At 69.5% G+C, this 20,670-nt stretch carries 18 protein-coding genes, 2 tRNA genes and 1 riboswitch; of the genes, 12 read left to right on the top strand and 8 right to left on the bottom strand.

Annotation, left to right across the window (positions count from 1 at the left end; translation table 11 throughout):
- The first annotated feature begins 72 nt into the window (after positions 1-72).
- The gene (locus tag KLK06_RS29930; protein ID WP_308168507.1) at positions 73-909 is read left to right on the top strand and encodes an SAM-dependent methyltransferase; all 837 of its coding nucleotides are present in this window, start codon (positions 73-75) and stop codon (positions 907-909) included.
- 1 nt (position 910) lies between these two features.
- On the opposite strand, the gene KLK06_RS29925 is transcribed toward KLK06_RS29930, so the two are convergent.
- The gene (locus tag KLK06_RS29925; protein ID WP_214638955.1) at positions 911-2,083 is read right to left on the bottom strand and encodes a cytochrome P450; all 1,173 of its coding nucleotides are present in this window, start codon (positions 2,081-2,083) and stop codon (positions 911-913) included.
- Positions 2,084-2,300: 217 nt separating this feature from the next.
- On the opposite strand from KLK06_RS29925, the gene KLK06_RS29920 reads away from it, so the two are divergent.
- Positions 2,301-3,695: an amino acid permease gene (locus KLK06_RS29920; protein ID WP_214638954.1), complete on the top strand. Its 1,395-nt coding sequence runs from the start codon at positions 2,301-2,303 to the stop codon at positions 3,693-3,695.
- Positions 3,696-3,743: 48 nt separating this feature from the next.
- Here the strand turns inward: KLK06_RS29920 and KLK06_RS29915 are convergent.
- The 4 genes from KLK06_RS29915 to KLK06_RS29895 all read right to left on the bottom strand — a co-directional run bounded on the left by KLK06_RS29915 (position 3,744) and on the right by KLK06_RS29895 (position 7,072).
- A tRNA-Val gene (locus tag KLK06_RS29915) sits at positions 3,744-3,818 on the bottom strand.
- A gap of 22 nt (positions 3,819-3,840) precedes the next feature.
- Positions 3,841-3,912 (bottom strand) — tRNA-Gly (locus KLK06_RS29910).
- Between the two features lie 85 nt (positions 3,913-3,997).
- Complete coding sequence (locus KLK06_RS29905; protein WP_250906184.1) at positions 3,998-6,214, bottom strand: N-acetylmuramoyl-L-alanine amidase; 2,217 nt, start codon at positions 6,212-6,214, stop codon at positions 3,998-4,000.
- Between the two features lie 243 nt (positions 6,215-6,457).
- The gene (locus KLK06_RS29895; RefSeq protein WP_214638953.1) at positions 6,458-7,072 is read right to left on the bottom strand and encodes a TetR/AcrR family transcriptional regulator; all 615 of its coding nucleotides are present in this window, start codon (positions 7,070-7,072) and stop codon (positions 6,458-6,460) included.
- 57 nt (positions 7,073-7,129) lie between these two features.
- On the opposite strand from KLK06_RS29895, the gene KLK06_RS29890 reads away from it, so the two are divergent.
- From KLK06_RS29890 to KLK06_RS29850, 9 genes are all read left to right on the top strand, one after another.
- Entirely contained in the window at positions 7,130-7,936 is an 807-nt protein-coding gene (locus KLK06_RS29890) for an ABC transporter ATP-binding protein (protein ID WP_214638952.1), read from the top strand.
- On the top strand, positions 7,926-8,666 hold the full coding sequence (locus KLK06_RS29885; RefSeq protein ID WP_214638951.1) for an ABC transporter permease: 741 nt from the start codon (positions 7,926-7,928) through the stop codon (positions 8,664-8,666). The genes KLK06_RS29890 and KLK06_RS29885 overlap by 11 nt, the downstream gene beginning before the upstream one ends.
- 36 nt (positions 8,667-8,702) lie before the next feature.
- Positions 8,703-9,011 (top strand): hypothetical protein, encoded by a 309-nt coding sequence (locus KLK06_RS29880; RefSeq protein ID WP_214638950.1) that lies wholly within the window; start codon positions 8,703-8,705, stop codon positions 9,009-9,011.
- 52 nt (positions 9,012-9,063) lie between these two features.
- Positions 9,064-10,884, top strand: a complete 1,821-nt coding sequence (gene glmS / locus KLK06_RS29875; RefSeq protein WP_214638949.1) for a glutamine--fructose-6-phosphate transaminase (isomerizing) — start codon at positions 9,064-9,066, stop codon at positions 10,882-10,884.
- Positions 10,885-10,921: 37 nt separating this feature from the next.
- Complete coding sequence (locus KLK06_RS29870; RefSeq protein ID WP_308168506.1) at positions 10,922-11,725, top strand: SAM-dependent methyltransferase; 804 nt, start codon at positions 10,922-10,924, stop codon at positions 11,723-11,725.
- Between the two features lie 106 nt (positions 11,726-11,831).
- A complete protein-coding gene (locus KLK06_RS29865) occupies positions 11,832-12,797 on the top strand; it encodes a tripartite tricarboxylate transporter substrate binding protein (RefSeq protein ID WP_214638947.1) in 966 nt (321 codons plus the stop codon).
- Between the two features lie 4 nt (positions 12,798-12,801).
- Positions 12,802-13,001, top strand: a riboswitch (cobalamin riboswitch).
- Positions 13,002-13,126: 125 nt separating this feature from the next.
- Positions 13,127-15,319 carry a ribonucleoside-diphosphate reductase subunit alpha gene (locus KLK06_RS29860; protein WP_214638946.1) on the top strand — a complete coding sequence of 731 codons (2,193 nt, stop codon included), beginning with the start codon at positions 13,127-13,129 and terminating at the stop codon, positions 15,317-15,319.
- Positions 15,320-15,343: 24 nt separating this feature from the next.
- Positions 15,344-16,339, top strand: coding sequence for a ribonucleotide-diphosphate reductase subunit beta (locus KLK06_RS29855; RefSeq protein WP_214638945.1), 996 nt, complete (start codon positions 15,344-15,346; stop codon positions 16,337-16,339).
- A 12-nt stretch (positions 16,340-16,351) separates the two neighbouring features.
- The gene (locus tag KLK06_RS29850) at positions 16,352-17,437 is read left to right on the top strand and encodes a mechanosensitive ion channel family protein (protein WP_214638944.1); all 1,086 of its coding nucleotides are present in this window, start codon (positions 16,352-16,354) and stop codon (positions 17,435-17,437) included.
- Positions 17,438-17,463: 26 nt separating this feature from the next.
- On the opposite strand, the gene KLK06_RS29845 is transcribed toward KLK06_RS29850, so the two are convergent.
- Positions 17,464-18,339, bottom strand: coding sequence for an EamA family transporter (locus KLK06_RS29845; RefSeq protein ID WP_308168505.1), 876 nt, complete (start codon positions 18,337-18,339; stop codon positions 17,464-17,466).
- A gap of 83 nt (positions 18,340-18,422) precedes the next feature.
- Here KLK06_RS29845 and KLK06_RS29840 point away from each other — a divergent pair, with 83 nt between their 5' ends.
- Positions 18,423-18,974: an ABATE domain-containing protein gene (locus KLK06_RS29840; RefSeq protein ID WP_214638943.1), complete on the top strand. Its 552-nt coding sequence runs from the start codon at positions 18,423-18,425 to the stop codon at positions 18,972-18,974.
- Positions 18,975-18,986: 12 nt separating this feature from the next.
- On the opposite strand, the gene KLK06_RS29835 is transcribed toward KLK06_RS29840, so the two are convergent.
- Both KLK06_RS29835 and KLK06_RS29830 read right to left on the bottom strand, forming a co-directional pair.
- Entirely contained in the window at positions 18,987-19,799 is an 813-nt protein-coding gene (locus KLK06_RS29835; RefSeq protein WP_214638942.1) for a cytochrome c biogenesis CcdA family protein, read from the bottom strand.
- On the bottom strand, positions 19,796-20,641 hold the full coding sequence (locus KLK06_RS29830) for a thioredoxin domain-containing protein (protein WP_214638941.1): 846 nt from the start codon (positions 20,639-20,641) through the stop codon (positions 19,796-19,798). Before KLK06_RS29830 ends, KLK06_RS29835 begins: the two co-directional genes overlap by 4 nt.
- Positions 20,642-20,670 lie beyond the last annotated feature (29 nt).

The following is a 20,670-nucleotide window of genomic DNA, read 5'->3' as shown; positions in this document are numbered from 1 at the left end:
TTTCGGGCCACCTGTCTGCGGCGTAGCTTGCTGTCGTTGGGCATAATCGAAGAGCTATTCGACCTGTGGAGGATGCAACGCATGAGTGACGAGGCCCGGTGGTCCGCAGGTATCGATTCCAGCACACCAAACCTCGCTCGCATGCACGATTACTTCATCGGGGGCAAGGACAACTTCGCCGTCGACCGAGAGGCGGCGGAGGCGGTGCTGGCCACCGCGCCGGAAGTGCGCGTCATGGCACAAGAGCACCAGGCGTTCCACGTACGCGTGATCCGGTTTCTCGTGGAGCAGGGCCTCACCCAGTTCATCAACCTGGGCTCGGGGCTCCCCAGCGACCTCAACACGCACGAACTGGTCCGATCCCGCACCCCCGACGCCCGTGTGGTCTACGTCGACAACGACCCGGTGGTGCTCGCGCACGGCAGGGCGATCCTCGCCAAGGGGCCCAGGACCGCCGTCGTCAAGGGCGGCATCATGCACCCCGCCGCACTGCTCGCCGACCCCGACCTGCGCGAGGTGATCGACCTCGACCAGCCGGTGGCGGTGCTGCTGTTCGGCGTCCTGCAGTACATCCCCGACGGCAGCGACCCCTTCCGGCGCGTGGCCGAGCTGCGTGACGCGCTGCCGGTCGGCAGCCACATCGTCATCACGCATGTCGTCTTCGACTCCCGCCCGGAGGCCGCGGAGCCGATCGTCAGCATCTACCGGAAAATGCTGGGCCAGGCCGATGGCGGCGCCCGTACGCGCGAGACGGTGCTGCCCTTCTTCGACGGACTCGAACTGGTCGATCCCGGTCTGGTGTACGTCCGTGAGTGGCAGCCCGACAGCCCATTCCTGTCCGAGCGGCCGGACAAGGCGTGGGTGATCGTCGGCGTCGGCCGCAAGACCGGGCCGGCGCCTCGCCCCTAGCTCAGCGCCGGTCGAAGGTCAGGTGCAGCTCGGCAGGGCTGCCGAAGGGCACGCCGGCCTGACGCGGGATGTCGGCGCCCTCCTCAAGCCGGAAGTTCGTCGCCTGCTTGAGCAGTTCCTCGAAGGCGATCATCAGTTGAATCCGGGCGAAGTGCTGGCCGAGGCAGCGATGCACACCCGCCCCGAACGCCAGGTGCGGGTTGAGATGCCGGTCGAAGACCAGTTCGTCGGGGCGGTCGAAGCGCGCGGCATCGCGATTGCCCGAGTAGAACTGCACGACGACCCGATCTCCGGGTTTCAACGGGGTTCCGGCGAGTTCGGTGTCCTGAGTCACCGTACGGGCCATGAACGCCACGGTCGTCTCGAAGCGCAGGAACTCATCCAGCGGCCCGCGCCACCAGACCGGGGTCCGCAGGATCGGCTCGACATCCTCGCGGGTGGCCAGATGATAGGCGATGTTGACGATCGCGCCGCGCGTCGTGTCCAGGCCACCGAGCAGCAGCGTGGTGACGATCGCCACCTGTTCCCCGGCGGTCAGGGGCCGCCCGTCGATGCTCGCCCCGGCCAGGGCGCCGAGGACATTCCGGTCGGCCGCCGACCGGTCGCCGGCCTCGGCGATCGCCTCCATCGCCAGCAGGGCGACCGCTTCGAACGTCTCGGGCGTGCTCTCGATCGCGCACCGCTTGACCGCCGCCACCCCCCGGCTCATCAGCTCCACATTGTCGGTGGCGAAGACGACCCGGGCCAGTGACCCGGCGATGAAGGGCACCGAGTAGTCACGCGCCATCTCCAGGCGGCCGTCGCCGATGAAGCCCGCTATGGCGTCCCGGGCGATCTCGCGCAACTGATCCTCGTAGCGGAGCAGGGATGAGCGCGAGAAGTAGTGGTCGAGGAGCCTGCGGTACTGACGGTGCTCCGGCGGGTCGACATCCAGCGGGATCAGGCGGACCGGTACGCCGCGCAGCCCCGGCTGCGCCGAACTGAAGATCGCCGGTCGCAGGCAGACCGCGCGGACGTCCTCGTAGCGGGTGACCAGGTAGTAGCCACCGTCGCTGTGCGTGTGCACGACCGGGCATTCCTTGCGCGCGACGGCCAGCGCCGCGAGGAGATGTTCGCGCTGGTCGTCGGCGAATAAATCGATGTTCGCCAGGATGTCCACCGCCGATGCGGTCATCTTTCCTCCACAAGGCGCCAACGACCAAGCTCCGCGGCACCACTCCGCGAGAGCTCACACCCGTCATTAGACCGCGTAGCGCCCATTTGACCAAGCGCCCGCGGACAGTACGTGAATCGACAACCATGTACGGCCCGGCGGCATTCACATGGGCTTAGGGACGCTCTGGGCGGGAAGACCGGACGCACGGGGTTGACAATCAGTCACTGGAGTCGTCATGGTCACTTCGCGAGGCGTCTTCAGACGCAAACCGGTGGAACAGATCGCCACCGAACACGAGGGCGAACTGTCCAGGTCACTCGGTCTGTGGCAGCTCACCGCCATCGGCGTGGGCGGCATCATCGGGGCGGGGATCTTCGCCCTGGCCGGCGCGGTCGCCAACCAGACCGCCGGACCGGCCGTGCTCGTGTCGTTCCTCATCGCCGGGGTCGCCAGCGCCGCCGCGGCGCTCTCGTACGCCGAGTTCGCCGGAATGATCCCGAAGGCGGGGTCCGCCTACACCTACGGGTACGCGGTCCTGGGGGAGATCGTCGGCTGGTTCATCGGCTGGGACCTGCTGCTGGAGTACACCGCGATCGTCGCGGTGGTGGCCATCGGCATCTCCGGCTACTTCGGCTTCCTCGTTCAGGAGCTCGGGTTCCGGCTGCCCGCGTGGATGCTCGGCGCGCCCGGCACCGGCGCGGGACACGTGGTGGACCTGTTCGCGGTGCTCTTGTGCCTGCTCATCGCCTTCCTGCTGAACCTCGGCATCCGCGCCGCGGCCAGGTTCGAGACGATCGTGGTGAGCATCAAGGTCGCCGTCGTGCTGCTGGTGATCGTGGTCGGCTTCTTCCACATCAACACCGCCAACTACCACCCCTTCTTCCCGTTCGGGATCGGCGGGGCGATCACCGGGGCCGCCACCGTGTTCTTCGCGGTGTTCGGCTACGACGCGATGAGCACCGCGGCCGAGGAGTCGCGGGACGCGCGGCGGCACATGCCGAAGGCGATCATCTACTCGCTGGCCATCTCCATGGTGCTGTACGTGCTGGCCACGCTGGTGCTCACCGGCATGCAGAACTACCGTCAGATCGACCCGGAGAGCGGTTTCTCCTCGGCGTTCGCCTCGGTCGGGCTGTCCGGGCTGGCGTCCGTGATCGCGGTGGGGGCGATCGTGGGCATCCTCACGGTCATGTTCACCTTCATGCTCGGCGTCACCCGGGTCTGGTTCTCGATGAGCCGGGACGGGCTGCTGCCGCAGTGGTTCGCCAAGCTGCACCCGGTGCGGCGGGTGCCGTCGCGGGTCACCTGGATCGTGGGCGCCGCCTCGGCGGCGATCGCCGGGTTCCTGCCTATCCGGGAGGCGGCCGAGCTGACGAACATCGGGATCCTGCTGGCGTTCGTGGTCGTCTGCGTGGCGGTGATCGTGCTCCGCTATCGGCAGCCCGACCTGCCCCGCTCGTTCAGGACACCGGGAATGCCGGTGGTGCCGGCTGTCGGGGTGCTCTTCAGCCTCTGGCTGATCACTTTTCTGGACCCGGTCACGTGGCTGCGGTTCGTCGTCTGGTTCGTGCTCGGGCTGATCGTGTACTTCGCTTACGGCCGCCGGCACTCTGTGCTGGAGTCGCAATAGCTGTCCGGTATGACAACAGCCCCAGGCTCAGATGAGCTGGGGCTGTAGTGGTGGACGATACTGGGATTGAACCAGTGACCTCTTCCGTGTCAGGGAAGCGCTCTCCCGCTGAGCTAATCGTCCTTGTCGAGTTAGAGAAACTCCGAGCGGAAGACGGGATTCGAACCCGCGACCCTCACCTTGGCAAGGTGATGCTCTACCACTGAGCCACTTCCGCGTGTTTCCGGCGATGACCGGCCACGGGAAAACCATATCGCCTTCGGAGAGTGCACGTGTGCGGTGAGCGGGCGTGCGGGTGAGATTCAGTGGGTCACACGGACGTCCTTGGCCATGACGTACATGACCCGGTGGCCGAACTGGATCTGGTGGTAGCGGGCCTTGCCCTTGACCATGACGTGTCCGGCCGGGTTGAAGGAGCCCGCCGCTTGGTACGTGCCGTGCAGCGTGAGGCCGAGCGAGTAGTACTGGCCGGGCTGGATGACGTAATTGAGCGGGATCGGGGCCTGGTAGGTGACGCCCCTGCGGCGATACGCGGGTTGTCCGGGGTAGGCGAGGCCGTACACCTTGACGTGCTTCCTGAGCGGAGTGACCAGCGGGCCTCTCGCCGGGAGGGCGGTGGGGGCGGAGGCGGGGTTGTAGAACCAGGCCTTGCTGCCCAGGTACCAGATGGCCGTCCAGTCGCCCGCCCTGCCCGCCACGGCGTATCGCTGGCCGGTCGAGGCGCGGGCGCTGTGGTCGTAGACGCTGTACGTGCTGGGCTTGCCGACGCGTTTGCCGATGTCGTCGACGAGCGGGGCGTCTTCACGGGGCTCCGTGCGCAGCCACACCGTGGAGGCGCCGTGCGGGGGACAGGACTTGCCGGACTTGCCGGATTTGGCGGTGCAGCCGGTGAATTGCGGCTGATTGGCGTCGTAGTTGGGGTGGATGATGACTGACGTGCCCTTCTTGGCTGCTTTGAGGGGGTGGCCCAGCAGGTCGAAGTAGTGTGCCCAGTCCCAGTACGGGCCCGGGTCCTCGTGCATGGACGAGACGGTTGTCGGGTTCGAGCCCGGTACGTTGTCGTGGCCGAGGATGTGTGCGCGGTCGAGTGGAATGTGGTGTTTGGCGGCCAGATATTTCACGAGTTTGGCCGACGCGATGTACATGGCCTCGGTGTACCAGGTGCCGCCTTTGGCCAGGTAGCCCTCGTGTTCGATGCCGATGGAGCGGGCGTTGACGTCCCAGTTGCCGGAGTGCCAGGCGATGTCCTTTGTGCGTACGTGCTGGGCGACATGTCCGTCGCTGGAGCGGATCGTGTAGTGCCAGCTCACGTACTCCGGATCGTGCACCATCGACGGGACGCCCGCGTAGGTGCCCTCGGTGTCGTGGATCACGATGTAGTCGATGCGTCTGGGGTGGTTCAGGGTGTCGTGGTTGCCGTAGCCGCCCTTGTCGGTGCGTTTGTAGGCGGCGGGCATCCACTCGCAGGCCAGCTCGGCGGGGCATTCGATGTTCGGGTTTCTGGGCGGGGTGGGGGAACTCGCGTGGCCGTCACGTGCCGCCGGCCGGTCCGCGTCGGGTTCGGGGGGCGGCAGCGGGTCTCCCTGGGAGGAGAACTGCGTCAGACTGGCGGGTCGCCCTGAGCTGGCCGTGGGCCGCGTCTCGTCGGCCGTGGATCGCCCCAGGCTGGTCGTGGGCCGTGTCTGGTCGGTCGTAGTTCGCCCTGTGCTGGCTGTGGGCCGTGTCTGGTCGGTCGTGGGTCGCGCCGAGTCGGCTGCGGGTTGCGTCTGGTCGGTCATGGGCCGCCCTGGGCCGACTGCGGGTTGCGTCTCGTCCGCCGGGGGCCGCGCCGGGTTGCTTGCGGGCTGCGTCTGGTCGGAAGCGGGCAGCGCTGGGTGGTGCGCGTCGGTTTCGGGGGAAGCTGAGGGATCTCTATCGGTGTCGGGTGACGTTGGAGCGCTGGCCGCTACGTCGGCTGCCGAGTGGCTCGCGTCTGGGTCGAGCGGGCTGGGGTCGAGAAGGCTGGGACCGAGAGGGTGGGGGTCGAGAAGGCTGGGACCGAGAGGGTGGGGGTGGAGAGGGTTGGGGCGTGCGGGTGGGAAGAGGGCGGGGATGGCCGCCAGTCGTACCGGCTGCCCGTCGTCCGTGCGGCGGGCGGCTCCGGTGCGGATCACCGCGAACACCTCGTCGGCGAAGGCGCGAGCCGCCTGCGGGCCGGGTGCGCCCGAGTAGCGGGCGACCGCGTCGTACCAGTCGGCGGGGTTCGCGCTGGGCCGTCGCCGGTAGGAGGCGAGGACGGCGGCGCCGCCCCGGATGTTCGCGGCGGGATCGGTACGCAGTCGTGCGGGCGGCAGCCCGGTGAGCCGCTGCGCGAGCCGCAGCGGCGCCTCCACGAGATGCATCGGCCCGTAACCTCCGGCCACGCTGGGCGCCCCGGCGTTCGCGTCCCACTGGGACTCCAGGTACGACACGCCCAGCAGCACGCTCTCCGGCACCCTGAACTCCCGCGCCGCCGCCGCGAAGTCATCCTGACGCCTCAAGTCGGCCTGACGCTCCCCATCGGCCTGATGCCCTACGTCGGCCTGACGTCTCACGTCAGCCCGTTGCCCCACGTCAGCCTGAGGCCCCACGTCAGCCCGAGGCCCCCGACCGCCTTGGCTCGGCAGTCCGGGAACGGCGACGGCGGACGCGGTGAGACCGACGACGACCCACAGCAACATGGCGACCCCCACGGAAAGGCACAGCGACGCTACACACCGTAACCATTCCCTGATAGGGGTGTGTCAGACGGGGCGGATGATACGGACGAGGTCGGCGAGGTCGGCGGCGAATTCGGCGTCCAGGTCGGCGGGCGAGTCGAGATGGGCCAACAGCCGCTGATGCGCGGGAAAGTCGCCCCGGGCCCGGCGTGACCGGATGCCGTCACCGGACGCCGAGAACCGCCCATTGGCCTCGGACGTCGCGAAACCGAGCACGAACGTGGTGATCAGGCGCTCGATCCTCGGCACGTCGGCGTCGGGCACGCCCGCGTCGATCAGCGCCTGGTAGATCAAGTCCACCACCGCGACCGCGTCCGGCGTGACCGAGGGCCGGGCGAACAGCAGCGGGAAGACGCCGGGATGATCGCGGGCCAGCCGCCTGGTGGCCCAGGCGAACGCGCCGAGCCGCTGATCCCACGACTCACCCGGCAGAGCCTGCGGGAGGCTCGTCAGCAACCGCCCGACGAGCCCGTCCAGCAACTCATTCTTATTCCGGAAATATCCGTAAATGGCCATGGGTGTCACGCCGATGCGTTCGGCGACCGCTCGCATGGTCAGGGCGTCGAGCCCGTGCTCGTCGGCGATCGCGAGGGCGGCGTCGAGAATTTCCGGTTGCCGTTCGGTCTTGAGTTTCCGCACCGTGTCAGTCTACGCTGTAGAGCAGTCTACAACGTAGACCGGGGAGAGGTAGGGGACATGCTCAAGGCGACGGGACTCGTCAAGCGCTTCCAGGAGGTGACCGCGCTGGACGGCTTCTGCCTGGAAGTCGTGCCGGGGGAGATCGCGGGCCTGGTCGGCCACAACGGCGCGGGCAAGACGACCTTCTTCGAGATCGCCTCGGGTCTCATCAGCCCCGAGTCCGGAAATATCGTGATAAAGGGTCAGATGGGGGTGGCGCCGCAGCAGCTCGCGCTCTACCCGAGCGTCACCGTCCGCGAGACGCTGCGCTTCTTCGGCGGCCTGGCCGGGCTGCGCCGTACGGCGCTCAAGCGGGCCATCGACCGGATCGCCGAGGAGATGCTGCTGACGGGCGAGCTCGACCGGCGGGTGGGCATCCTGTCCGGCGGCCAGCAGCGCCGCACCCAGGCCGCCACCGCGCTGGTCGCCGCCCCCGCCGTCCTGCTGCTGGACGAGCCGACGGTCGGCGCCGACCCCGAGACACGAGCCGCCCTTCTGGCGGCCGTCCGCCGCCGGGCGAAGAACGGCGCCACGGTCGTCTACGCCACCCACTACCTGCCCGAACTGTCCGAGCTGGACGCCACGATCGCGGTCGCCAAGAGTGGCCGGGTGATCGCCAGAGGCACCGGCGAAGAGCTGCTCAAGGGCCTGCCGGGCGAGGTGCGGGTGACTCTCGACGGCGACGAGGAACTCGCCGTCACCACGGCCGACCCCACGGCCGCGCTCGCCGAACTGCTGCGCGGCCTCGACCGGCCGGTGCGCGCCATCGACATCCGCCAGCCGTCGCTCGACGACCTCTACAAGGAGCTGTCCCATGTCGCGTGACTCGCTCCACCGCATCGCGGTGCTGGTCAGACACAACGTGCTGCTCCGCAGGCGTGACCCGGCCCACCTGGTCAGCTACCTGGTGATGCCGATGGTGCTCATGCTGGTCTTCAAGTCGATGCTCGGCCGGCCCGCGCAGGTGGTCACCGGGATGCTGGTGATGTTCTCGGTGCTGTCGATGGCCGACGTGGCGATAGCCGTGCTGACCGAGCGCGTCTGGCACACCTGGGACCGGATCAGGGCGACCAGGGCGCGCGTGCCCGAGCTGATCATCGGCAAGACCCTGCCCGTCTTCGCCATCCTGGCCATCCAGCAGGTCGTCCTGCTCGGCTACGGGATCCTCGTGGTGGGCATGCGGCCCTCGGGGCCGCTATGGCCGCTCGGGCTGGCCGTCGCCGCGTGGTGCTTCGCCCTGCTCGGCGTGGGTACGGCACTGGCCGCGGTGGTACGCAGCCACGGCGAGCTCAGCACACTCTGCAACATCGGCGCGCTGTCGGTCAGCGCGCTGGGCGGGGCGCTGGTGCCGTTCGCGCTGATGCCGCCGTGGGCGCAGGCCATCGCGCCGTTCTCACCGGGCTACTGGGCGACGACCATGCTGCAGGCCGCGGTACGCGGCGACGTGTCCGGCACGGCGGGCCCCGCGGCCGTGCTCGTCGCCCTCGGCGCGGCGGCCGGAGCCTTCGCCTGCCGGCGCCTGGGCCGAGGATGGGGCCGTTCGGTCATGCGGTAAGAGCATATCCTGCCCGATTTCGGGCAGGATATTGGCATGTCGTATCCCGGCTGCGTAGTGTCCTCGTCTGTGTCCCCGGCACGGCATCCCTTCGAAGACCTCGTCGCCCATCTCGTCAGGACCAGCGGTCTCGGTCCCGGTGAGGCGGCGCGCGTGGTCGCCGACGTGCTGTCGTACTTCTCCGAGCCGGTCGAGGAGTTCGTCCGGCGGCGGCACGGCGAGCTGAAGTCCCGCGGCCTCACCAACGACGAGATCTTCCCCCGGGTCGCCGCGGAGCTGCGCGGGCGCCGGGTGGCACCGCCGGAGCTGTCGCTCCGGCAACTGCGCCGGATCGTGTACGGATAAAACGTACAAAACAGCAGAAAAGCTAGTATCAGCGGACAGAGGAGAGCGTCGGATGTGCGGAATCGTGGCTTATGTCGGTTCGAAGGACGCGGCGCCTATCCTGCTGGAGGGCCTGCAACGGTTGGAGTACCGAGGCTACGACTCGGCCGGCGTCGTCGTGTCCAACAAGGGGCTCAAGGTACGCAAGGTCAAGGGCAGGGTCGCCGACCTGGCGAAGGTCGTACCCCCGAGGTTCAAGGGCGGTCTCGGCATCGGCCATACGCGGTGGGCCACCCACGGCGTGCCCAGTGACGTCAACGCGCACCCGCACCTGTCGACCGACGAGCGGATCGCGGTCGTGCACAACGGCATCATCGAGAACGCCAACGAGCTGCGCGCCAAGCTGACCGCCGACGGGGCGGTGTTCGTCTCCGAGACCGACACCGAGGTGCTCGCGCACCTGATCGCCCGTACCGCCGAGGAGACCGACACGCTGGAGGAGGCCGTCAGGAAGGCGCTCAAGAGCATCGTCGGCACGTACGGCATCGCGGTGGTCGACAGCGAGCGGCCCGGCGAGGTGGTGGTGGCCCGCAACGGCAGCCCGATCGTGCTCGGCATCGGCGAGAAGGAGATGTTCGCCGCCTCCGACGTGGCCGCGCTCGTCCGCTACACCCGCCAGGTCGTGCACCTGGAGGACGGCGAGCTGGCCGTGCTCAAGGCCGACGGGTTCCACACCTTCGCAAGCGACGCGCGCGAGACCGCCAAGGAGCCGCTGACCGTCGACTGGGACGCCGGGCACTACGACACGGGCGGCTACGAGCACTACCTGCTCAAGGAGATCTCCGAGCAGCCCGACACAGTCTCGCGCACCATGAGCGGCCGCCTCGACGAGCGCTTCCACATCGCCCACCTGGGCGGCCTGAACATGGACGCCCGCGAGACCCGCTCCTTCCGCCGAGTGAAGATCATCGGCTGCGGTTCCGCCTACTACTCCGGCCAGATCGGTGCGCAGCTCATCGAGGAGCTGGCCCGCATCCCGGCCGACGCCGAGCCCGCCAGCGAGTTCCGCTACCGCAACCCGGTCGTCGACCCCGACACGCTCTACGTGGCGATCAGCCAGTCGGGCGAGACGTACGACACGCTCGCGGCCGTGCAGGAGCTCAAGCGCAAGGGCGGCCGGGTCATCGGCATCGTCAACGCCGTCGGCAGCGCCATCGCCCGCGAGGTCGACGGCGGCGTCTACCTGCACGCCGGGCCCGAGGTCTCGGTCGCCTCGACCAAGGCGTTCACCTCCACGTCACTGGCGTTCGCGCTGCTCGCGCTGCACTTCGGCCGGGTGCACGACCTCTCGCCCGCCGACGGCCGCCGCGTCTGCGAGGGCCTGCGCAGGCTGCCCGGCCAGATCGAGGAGATCCTGGCCCAGGGCGACAAGATCGCCGAGCTCGCGCGGAAGTACGCGAATTATCCGAGCATGATGTTCGTCGGCCGGGTCCGCGGTTATCCCGTGGCCCGCGAAGGCGCGCAGAAACTCAAGGAGATCTCGTACGTGCACGCCGAGGCTTATCCGGCCAGCGAGCTCAAGCACGGACCGCTCGCCCTTATCGGGCCGGAAATGCCGACGGTGGCGATCGTCCCCGACGACGAACTGCTCGACAAGAACCTCACCACGCTCGGCGAGATTCGCGCCCGCGGCGGAAAGGTGCTCATGGTGGGCCACCGCGAACCCGACGCCAAGCTGGCCGACGACGTCATCGTGGTGCCGAAGAACGAGATCGAGCTCGACCCGATCCTGCTCACGATCCCGCTGCAACTGCTGGCGTATCACGCCGCCGTGGCACTCGGCCGCGATGTAGATAAGCCACGCAATTTGGCTAAGAGCGTCACAGTCGAGTAACTGCTACGACACGGCGGCAACAATAGGCACATAGCCCGTGATAAGTGGACCGGCAGGACTTAAGATCGAAACTGTGCCCGAGTTCCATGCTCACACGCCAAATCTCGCACGAATGTACGATTACATGCTCGGTGGCACGGACAACTACGCCATCGATCGTGAGGCGATCGACCGGCTTGCGGCGCTGATCCCGCAAGCCGTCCCCCTCGCGCGGGCCAATCGGGCCTTCCTCCAGCGTGCGGTCCGTTACCTGGTGGACGCGGGCATCCGCCAGTTCCTCGACCTGGGCAGCGGGCTGCCGACCCAGGGCAACGTGCATGAGGTGGCGCCGGAGGCGAAAGTCGTCTACGTCGATCGTGACCCGGTCGTCGCCACGCACGCCAGAGCGCTGCTGGAGGAGGCGGGCCGGGCCGTCTTCGTCCAGGCCGACCTGCTCGACCCCGACGAGGTGCTGGCTCAGGCCGCCCGCTTCCTCGACATGAACGAGCCGGTGGGCGTGCTGCTGGTGTCAATCCTGCACTTCCTCCCCGACGTTCGCGACCCGGGCAAGATGGTGACCAGGCTGCGCGAGGCGGTGGCGCCCGGCAGCCATCTGGTGCTCACCCACGCGACCTCACGGGGGCGCTTCGGGGAGGGCGCGGCGGCGCTCCACCGGACCGCGTCGGCCGGGGCCGGCACCGACCGGACCCCGGGGGAGATCCGGGCGTTCTTCGGGGACTTCGACCTGGTCGAGCCGGGCCTGGTGCACGCCCCCGACTGGCGTCCCGACCGGCCCAGGCTGGTCAGCGAGCCCTCACTGCCCTCGTACCTGCTCGTCGGCGTCGGCAAGAAGCACTCCTAGCTTTTCGTGACTTTTCGTGATCTCCGGTAGTGAGTGCCCGATGTGTGACGATGAGTTAAGTGTCGGTGACGTGGGGTAGTTATTGGGGTGCGAGGGGAGGGACGCCATGCGCCGACGGGGGTTCTTCGCGCTCGGCCTCGGGATGATGGCCTGCGCGGCAGGATGTGGCACGGAGAGCAACCTCGGAAGCAGCGCCGTCAACGCGGCCCGCGTCTTGGGCCGGTTCGCGATCGTGCCCGGCGGCGGACGCTGGGCCCGCGTCGCCCGGGCGCTCGTCGAGGCCGCCCGCGGGGAGGGTTTCCCCGTCTCCGGCACCCCGCCCGCCACCAGGATCACCGTCACCGGGCTGCCCGCGCTGGCCGCGACCGAGCTCAACAACGGGCTGTCGCTGCTCGACACCGCCACCCCGCTGGCCAGGCTCACCGGGCAGATCGAGGTCGTGGTGGTGCCCGCCAATTCCAAGTTCGCCACCTTCGACCAGTTCGGCGCGCACCTGCTCGCCCACCCCGACCAGACGCCGCTGACGGGCGGGCCGCAGGGCGAGCCCGACCACCTGCTGTTCGGGCTGATCGCCAAGGGACTCGGCGCCGACACGCGGCAGGTCGACTACACCGGCTTCCCCGGCAGCGCGGAGGCCACGTCGGCGCTCCTCGGCGGCAAGGCCGCGGCGGCGACCGGCACGCTCGCGGACTGGCGCAAGGCCATCGACAAGGGCTGGGTGCGGGTGCTCGCCGTCTCCAGCGCGCGCCGGGTGGACGGTGTCGAGGCGCCGAGCCTGCTGGAGTGCGGGGTGCGGCTCGACTTCGCCGACTGGTGCGCGGCGGTCGGGCCCGAGGGGATGTCCGACGACAGAAAGGACTTCGCCATCCGGCTCTGCGACGAGGTCACGGAGTCCGCCGCCTGGCGGGCGGCCTGCCGTACGGAGGGATGGACCTCGATCCCGCTCAGCGGCGACGACTTCGAACAGTGGCTCGCCTCGGAGATCGGCAGGACCAGGGCCGTGCTCCGCGATCTCGGCATGCTCGATACGGCTGACACAACATGCTGGGGTAGTTGCGAGAAGGGCCACTAGATGTAGGATCCTGGTCGTCGCTGGTTCGCCCCTCGGGGCGGAGCAAAAGGGAACCCGGTGCGATTCCGGGGCTGCCCCGCAGCGGTGAGCGGGAACAACCGCCGTCACGAGCACTGGAGAGATCCGGGAAGCGACGGCCAGTAGGAGGCCCCATAGGGACCACGCCCGCGAGCCCGAAGACCTGCCGGTGACGTTGGGGGAGCCACCCGGCTCCGCCCATCGAAGTGTCCAGGGCCTCGAGGGAGGGCCGGGGGCGTCGCGGCCGGGGAACCCAGCGCCGCCGTGCTCTCGCGCGCACTCACGAGGATGAGCTCGCGAGGAGAGAGCACGTGACGCAGATCATTGAGGCCGACCGGCACCCGGCCACCGTGGACCAGCGGCCGGCCGCTGCCGACCGGCGGCTGGCCATCGAGGAGGCCGCCGCCCGGGTGATCACCGACCCGGCGAACTCCCGGGTCGCCGCCCGGCTCCTGGCCGAGGAGATCGCCGACGAGGCGGCCGGGCACGGCGTACGGACCTTCTCCGAGTCCATCGCCGCCAGCCACGCCGCCGGGCTGATCCAGGACTCGCTCGCCGCCTTCGTCGGCGCCCACGCCGCCGAGCTCGACGCGCTCGTCTCCGGCGAGGCGGACGAGCGCTTCGAGTACTTCGGCCTGCGTACGGTCTACGACCGCTACCTGCTGCGTCACCCGGAGTCGCGGGCAGTGCTCGAACGGCCCCAGCACTTCCTGCTGCGTGTGGCCTGCGGGCTGTCGGAGACGGTCGCCGAGGCCGCCGAGCTCTATGCCCTCATGTCCACGCTGTCGTACCTGCCGAGCTCGCCGACGCTGTTCAACTCGGGTTCGCGCCGGCCGCAGCTGTCGTCGTGCTTCCTGCTCGACTCGCCGCGCGACGAGCTGGAGTCGATCTACGACCGCTACGGGCAGGTGGCCAGGCTGTCGAAGTACGCCGGAGGCATCGGCATCGCGTGGACCCGGGTGCGCTCGCGCGGATCCCTTATCAGGGGCACCAACGGGCATTCCAACGGCATCGTGCCCTGGCTGCGCACGCTCGACTCCTCCGTCGCCGCGGTCAACCAGGGCGGCCGGCGCAAGGGCGCGGCCTGCGTCTACCTGGAGACCTGGCACGCCGACGTCGAGGAGTTCCTGGAGCTGCGCGACAACACGGGCGAGGACGCCCGCCGTACGCACAACCTGAACCTGGCCAACTGGGTGCCGGACGAGTTCATGCGCCGGGTGGAGGCCGACGAGGTCTGGTCGCTGTTCGACCCCAAGGAGGTCCCCGACCTCACCGACCTGTACGGCGAGGCGTTCACCCGCGCCTACCGCGCCTACGAGGCCGAGGGCCGCTACACCCGGCAACTGCCCGCCCGGACCCTCTACGGCCGGATGATGCGTACCCTCGCCCAGACCGGCAACGGCTGGATGACGTTCAAGGACGCCGCCAACCGCACCTCCAACCAGACGGCCAGGCCCGAGAACGTCATCCACCTGTCCAACCTGTGCACCGAGATCCTCGAGGTCACCAGCGACGGCGAGACGGCGGTGTGCAACCTCGGCTCGATCAACCTCGCCGCCCACCTGACCGCCGACGGCGTCGACTGGGCCCGGCTCCGCCAGACCGTCCGTACGGCCGTGCGCTTCCTGGACCGGACCATCGACCTGGGCTTCTACCCGACGCCCGAGGCCGAGGCGGCCAACAAGCGCTGGCGGCCGATCGGGCTCGGCGTGATGGGCCTGGCCGACGTGTTCTTCACGCTCAGGCTGCCGTTCGACTCGCCCGAGGCACTGGGCCTGTCCACGCGCGTCGCCGAGGAGATCGCCCTGGCCGCCTACGACACCTCCGCCGACCTGGCCGTCGAGCGCGGCCGGCACCCGTCGTACGCCGACACCAGGGCGGCGGCCGGCGTCCTGCACCCCGACCACTACGACGCCGCCGGGTCGCCGCGCTGGGACGCGCTGCGCGCGAAGATCGCCACGACCGGGCTGCGTAACTCGCTGATGGTCGCCATCGCGCCGACCGCGACGATCGCCTCCATCGCCGGTTGCTACGAGTGCATCGAGCCGCAGGTGTCCAACGTGTTCAAGCGCGAGACGCTGTCGGGTGAGTTTCTCCAGGTCAACCGCTATCTGGTGGCCGATCTGCAGGCTCGCGGGCTGTGGACGCAGCGGATGCGCGACGACCTCAAGCGGGCGGACGGCTCGATCCAGGACATCCCCGGCATCCCCAGTGACCTCAAGGTTCTCTACCGCACGGCCTGGGAGCTGCCGCAGAAGGCGCTCATCGACCTGGCCGCGGCCCGGCAGCCGTACATCGACCAGTCGCAGTCGCTCAACCTGTTCATGGCCAGCCCGACGATCGGGAAGCTGTCCTCGATGTACGCCTATGCCTGGAAGCAAGGCCTGAAGACGACCTACTACCTGCGCTCGCGCCCGGCCACCCGGATCGCCCAGACGACGGTCGCGGTCAACGCCGTCGCCTGCTCCTTGGAGAACCCGGAAACCTGCGAAGCCTGCCAGTAGCCCCCTCGAACGGAGACCTCCGCAATGCTGCTCGATCCCGGCATGGACCTGACCCTGCGTCCCATGCGCTATCCGGACTTCTATGAGCGCTACCGCGCCGCCATCCGCAACACCTGGACCGTCGAGGAGGTGGACCTGCACTCCGACCTCGCCGACCTGGCCAAGATGACGCCGCAGGAGCGCCACCTGATCCACCGGCTGGTCGCCTTCTTCGCCACCGGCGACTCCATCGTGGCCAACAACCTCGTGCTCAACCTCTATCAGCACGTCAACGCTCCCGAAGCCCGCCTGTATCTCAGCAGGCAGCTGTTCGAGGAGGCCGTGCACGTGCAGTTCTACCTGACGCTGCTCGACACGTACCTGCCCGACCTGGAGGAGCGGGTCAAGGCGTTCGGCGCCGTCGAGCACATTCCGTCCATCAGGGACAAGGCGGAGTTCTGCTTCCAGTGGATCGACTCGATCAACGGGCTCCGGCGGCTGGAGACCGCGGACGAGCGGCGGCAGTTCCTGCTCAACCTGATCTGCTTCGCCGCCTGCATCGAGGGGCTCTTCTTTTACGGCGCGTTCGCCTACGTATACTGGTTCCGGTCGAGGGGCCTGCTCAGCGGGCTGGCCACCGGCACCAACTGGGTTTTCCGCGACGAGTCCATGCACATGGAGTTCGCTTTCAGCGTGGTCGACACCGTGCGGGCCGAGGAGCCCGAGTTGTTCGATGACAAGCTGGGGGAGCAGGTCATCCGCATGATAGAGGAGGCCGTCGCCGCCGAGCTGGCCTTCGCCCGCGACCTGTGCGGCGATGGCATGCCCGGCATGAGCGTCGAGCAGATGCGCGAATACCTCCAATACGTCGCCGATCAGCGGCTGGCCCGGCTCGGGCTGCCCCAGAGGTACGGCACGGCCAACCCGTTCGGTTTCATGGAACTGCAGGACGTGCAGGAGCTGGCCAACTTCTTCGAACGGCGGGTGTCCGCATACCAAGTGGCTGTTGAGGGCAATGTGACCTTTGATGAGGCTTTCTAAGACATTGGGGGCATGAACGTGCAGTCGCCGACCGACTGGCTCATCCTCGCCATTTCAGTGGCGGGCGCCATTCTCGTGGTGGAGGTGGTCAGGCGGCTGCTGGTCAGGGTGGGCCGAAAATGGCGGCTCGCCCGGCACCTGGTGGAGCACTGCACCTGGCCGGCGTACGCGGTGGGGGTCGTGGTGGCGGCCAACCTGGTGTTCTCGCCGGGGATGCTCGGCGAGGCCGTCCGCCAACGCGAGCTCGGCGGCACGGTCGACCGGGTGCTCGGCCTGGTCACCATCGCCTGCGTCACCTGGCTGATCGTCCAGGCCAACTACGCCCTCACCGACGTCGTCCTGGACCGGCTGGTCCTCGTCCAAGGAGAGCGCAACCGCCGGGCACGGCGGATCATGACCCAGATCGGGCTGGTCCGCCGCGTCGCCGCCGTGACCATCGTCGTGCTGGCGGTCGGCGCCATGCTCTTCTCCTTCCCGCAGGTCCGGGCGCTGGGCGCCGGGCTGCTCGCCTCGGCGGGCATCGCGGGCGCCATCGTCGGCATCGCCGCCCAGCCGACCATCGGCAACATGCTGGCCGGGCTCCAGCTCGCCTTCAGCGACGCACTCCGTCTCGACGACGTGGTCGTGGTCAACGACGAGTGGGGCAGGATCGAGGAGCTCACGCTCACCTACGTCGTGGTGCGCCTGTGGGACGAGCGCCGCATGGTCCTGCCCGTCTCCTACTTCACCCAGAACCCGTTCGAGAACTGGACCAGGCACGGCAGCCGGGTCCTCGCCGTGGTGTTCCTGCGCGTCGACTGGTCGGTGCCGGTCGACAAGCTGCGCGAGGAGCTCTACCGCTACATCCAGGAAAACCCGCTGTGGGACCAGAAGGACTGGACGCTCCAGGTCACCGACGTGCTGCCGAACGGGCTGGTCGAGCTGCGGGCGCTGATGAGCGCCGCCGACTCGCCCTCCGCCTGGGACCTCAAGTGCGACGTACGCGAACATCTCGTGACGTACGTGAGAGAGAACTTCCCCGAGGCTCTGCCCCGCTTCCGCATCGAGACGCCGGAGACCCGCGCCGGGGTGCCGTGGACCGGCGCCAAGCCGTTCTGAGGACCGGCGCCGTGTGGGCCTGAGGCTCAGCGCCGGTTCGCCAGCAGCACTCCGGCGCCGCCGACCACCAGGCCCGCGACCGCCAGCGGGTGCAGCGACTGCCCGACGAACAGCCACGCCATCACCGCGGTGACCGACGGGGTGAGGAAGAACATCGTGCTCACCCGGCTCGCGGGCGCGTTCTTCAGCATGGTGTTGAGCAGCAGGAACGCGCCGATCGAGTTGACCAGCACCAGCCAGCCCACGGCGCCGGAGAACGCGCCCCAGTCCGTCACCCGCGGCGTCTCGAACACCAGCGAGGCCAGCCCCACCAGCGGCGCGCTGACGAGGAACTGCGTCGCGGTGCCCGTCCGCACGTCCATGTCCCCGGCGAACCGCTTCTGGTAAACCGTGCCCAGGCTCAACGCCAGCAGCCCGACCACACAGAACGCCACCCCGGCCAAGGAGAAGCTCAACCGATCCGCCACCGCCAGCCCCACCCCGGCCGCGCCGAGCCCGAAGCCCAGCCACTGGCGCGGGCTCACCCGCTCGCCCAGCAGCCGCCCCGCCACCAGCGCGATCAGCACCGGGTTCAGGCCCTGCACCAGCGCCACCACCGCGGCGGGCACGTGCAGGCCGATCGCCGAGTAGAACGCGCTGAACTGCACCGCCTGGACCAAGATCCCGGACCCCACCACGTGCGCCAGCCGCCGCCCACGCGGCCACGGCGCCCGTACGGCCAGCGCGAACCCGCCCAGCAACAGTCCCGCCAGCGCGAACCTGGCGAACGTCAGCAGCAGCGGCGGCGCCGACCCGACGCCGATCACCCCCGCGATGAAGGCGCTGCTCCACATCACCACGAACAGGGGCGGCATCACCGCCGACGACGTCTTGTCCCTGGTCTCCATCACGCTGATCGCCACGGCGAAGCCTCCATAACCCCTTAAAATGGTTATTTCACTGTTCCGTGCTTCGCATAACCTGTCAACGTGGTTACTATGAGAGTGTGACGGGTTTCACCTTCATCAGCGGCAATCTGGGCCTCGACCTGGCGGGCACCGTGCAGCACCGCCGCTCGGACCGGACCGACCTGCTGCGCGATCCGGCGGAGCTGGCGCGGTGGACGGTCGAGGCAGGCATCCTCGACGTACCGCCCGCGGTCGGCGACGCCGAGCTCGCGGCGGGGAAGACGGTGCGGGAGGCCATCTACCGGCTGGCCACCGGGGTGGTGCCGGGCGGGGCTCTGCCGTCGGAGGAGGATCGCCGGCTGGTCAACCGGATCGCCGCCGGGCCGCCCGCGTCCGTGCGGTTGAACGGCGCCGGGCGGGTCGAGCGTGACGGGGATCTCGACGCCGCCCTCTCGACGGTGGCCAGGGAGGCGGTCCAGTTGCTCGGCGGGCCGCGGGCCGTACAGATCAAGGAATGCGGGGGAGAGGTGTGCACCCGCCTGTACGTCGACGCCTCGCGCGGGTCGTCGCGGCGCTGGTGCGACATGCACGAGTGCGGCAACCGCGCCAAGGCGGCAGGCTTCCGCGCCCGCCGGCGCGCACCGCTTTAAGGGGCCGGTCCGTCAGCGGCGTCTGAGGCGCCACGCGGTGACGGCGGTCACCGTCAGCGCGGCGATCCCGACGACGAGCAGGTCGGGCAGTACGTCCTGGACGGACGCCGCGAGCTCCTCCAGCCGGGCTTCCCAGGAGTCGGGGATCGGCAGGGCCAGCCCGCGGGTGCCGTCGGAGAGCAGGAACAGCACCCCGAGCCCGCCGAAGACCAGTCCGGACAGCAGCGAGGTGGTGTGCAGCCGCAGCCGCCCCAGCCGTAACCCGCGACCGCGCAGCCAGCGCCGCCCGCCCAGGTCGTAGCGCTGCCACAGGCCCGCGAGCAGCAGCAGCGGGGCCGCCATGCCCGCCGCGTAGACGGCCAGCAGCACCGCCCCGCGCAGGCCGTCACCGGAGGCCGCCGCGACCGTGAGCACCGCGCCGAGCACCGGCCCCGCGCAGAACCCCGCCAGCCCGGACACCGCCCCCAGAACCAGGACGGCCCCCGCCGAATCCCCTCGAACGTGCCCCTTCAGCCGCTCCAGCGGCCCGATCGTCCAGCCCTGACCGGCCACCTGCAGCACACCCAGCCCGATCAGCGCCCAGCCCGCGACCGTGACCAGCAGCTCCTGCCGGCCGTAGAACAGGCGGCTGACCTGCGCCGACCCCATCCCCAACGGCACCAGCACCGCGCACAGCCCCACGTAGAACAGCAGCGTCCGGCCCACCAGCCGTCGCCGACCCGGGAACGCGTAGGCGAAGAACGCCGGGATCAGCAGTGCCCCGCACGGGCTGACCAGCGAGAACAGGCCGCCCAGGAACGCGGCGGCATAGCCGATGCCGCTCATCCGGCGCGGCGGGCCTTCTCGATCGCCTTCTCGAACGCGGCCAACGGCTGGGCGCCGAACAGCAGCTCACCGTTGATCAGGAACGCGGGGGTGCCGGACAGGCCGAGTTCGAGCGCGAACTCGAGGTCGCCGTCCACGACCTGCCGTACGGACTCGTCGCGCCGGTCGGCGTCGAACCTGCCCAGGTCGAGCCCGATCCGGGCGGCCACGGAGCGCAGGTTCGCGTCGGTGAGACGCGGCTGCTCGCCCGCGTAGAGGGCGTCGTGGAACTCCCAGAACCGGCCCTGCCGGGAGGCGGCGCGGGCGGCCACGGCGGCCCGTACGGAGTCGCGGCCCCTGATCGGGTAGTCGCGCCAGAACATCCGCACGATGCCGGTGTCGAGGTAGCGGCTCTTCAGCTCGGGCTCTATCCGCTGGGCGAAGCGGCGGCAGTTGGGACACTTGAAGTCACCGAACTCGACGATCGTGACCGGCGCCTGCGCCGAGCCCTTCGACAGGTTCGCGTCGACGGGCGGCGGGGGCGGCCCCTCCCAGACCTTCACCGAACTCGTCGGCGTTGGGGAGCCGGCCGGAGTCGCCGGAGTGGGGTCGGCCGGGCTGGTCGCGTTCGCGGGGGTGGAGCCGGTTGGGGTCGCCGGAGGGGGGTCGGTCACGTTCGCGGACGCACGCGGGTTCGCGGAGGCCGTCGTGCCCGGCGCGGCAGTCTCCGCAGCGGTCGCGGCGGCTTGTTCGGGGGTTTCGCCCTGGTTCAGCGCGGCGACCGCCAGCACGGCCACCACCGCGGCCCCGGCCAGCGAGCCGAGCAGCACCCGGCGCCGCGCCACCGGAGATTCCTTGGTCACCTTCGGCATCATCCCAGCCCGCCGCCGCC

This window comes from Nonomuraea sp. NEAU-A123 (assembly GCF_018603905.1).
Lineage (GTDB): Bacteria > Actinomycetota > Actinomycetes > Streptosporangiales > Streptosporangiaceae > Nonomuraea.
This window is presented reverse-complemented; position numbering and strand designations above follow the sequence as displayed.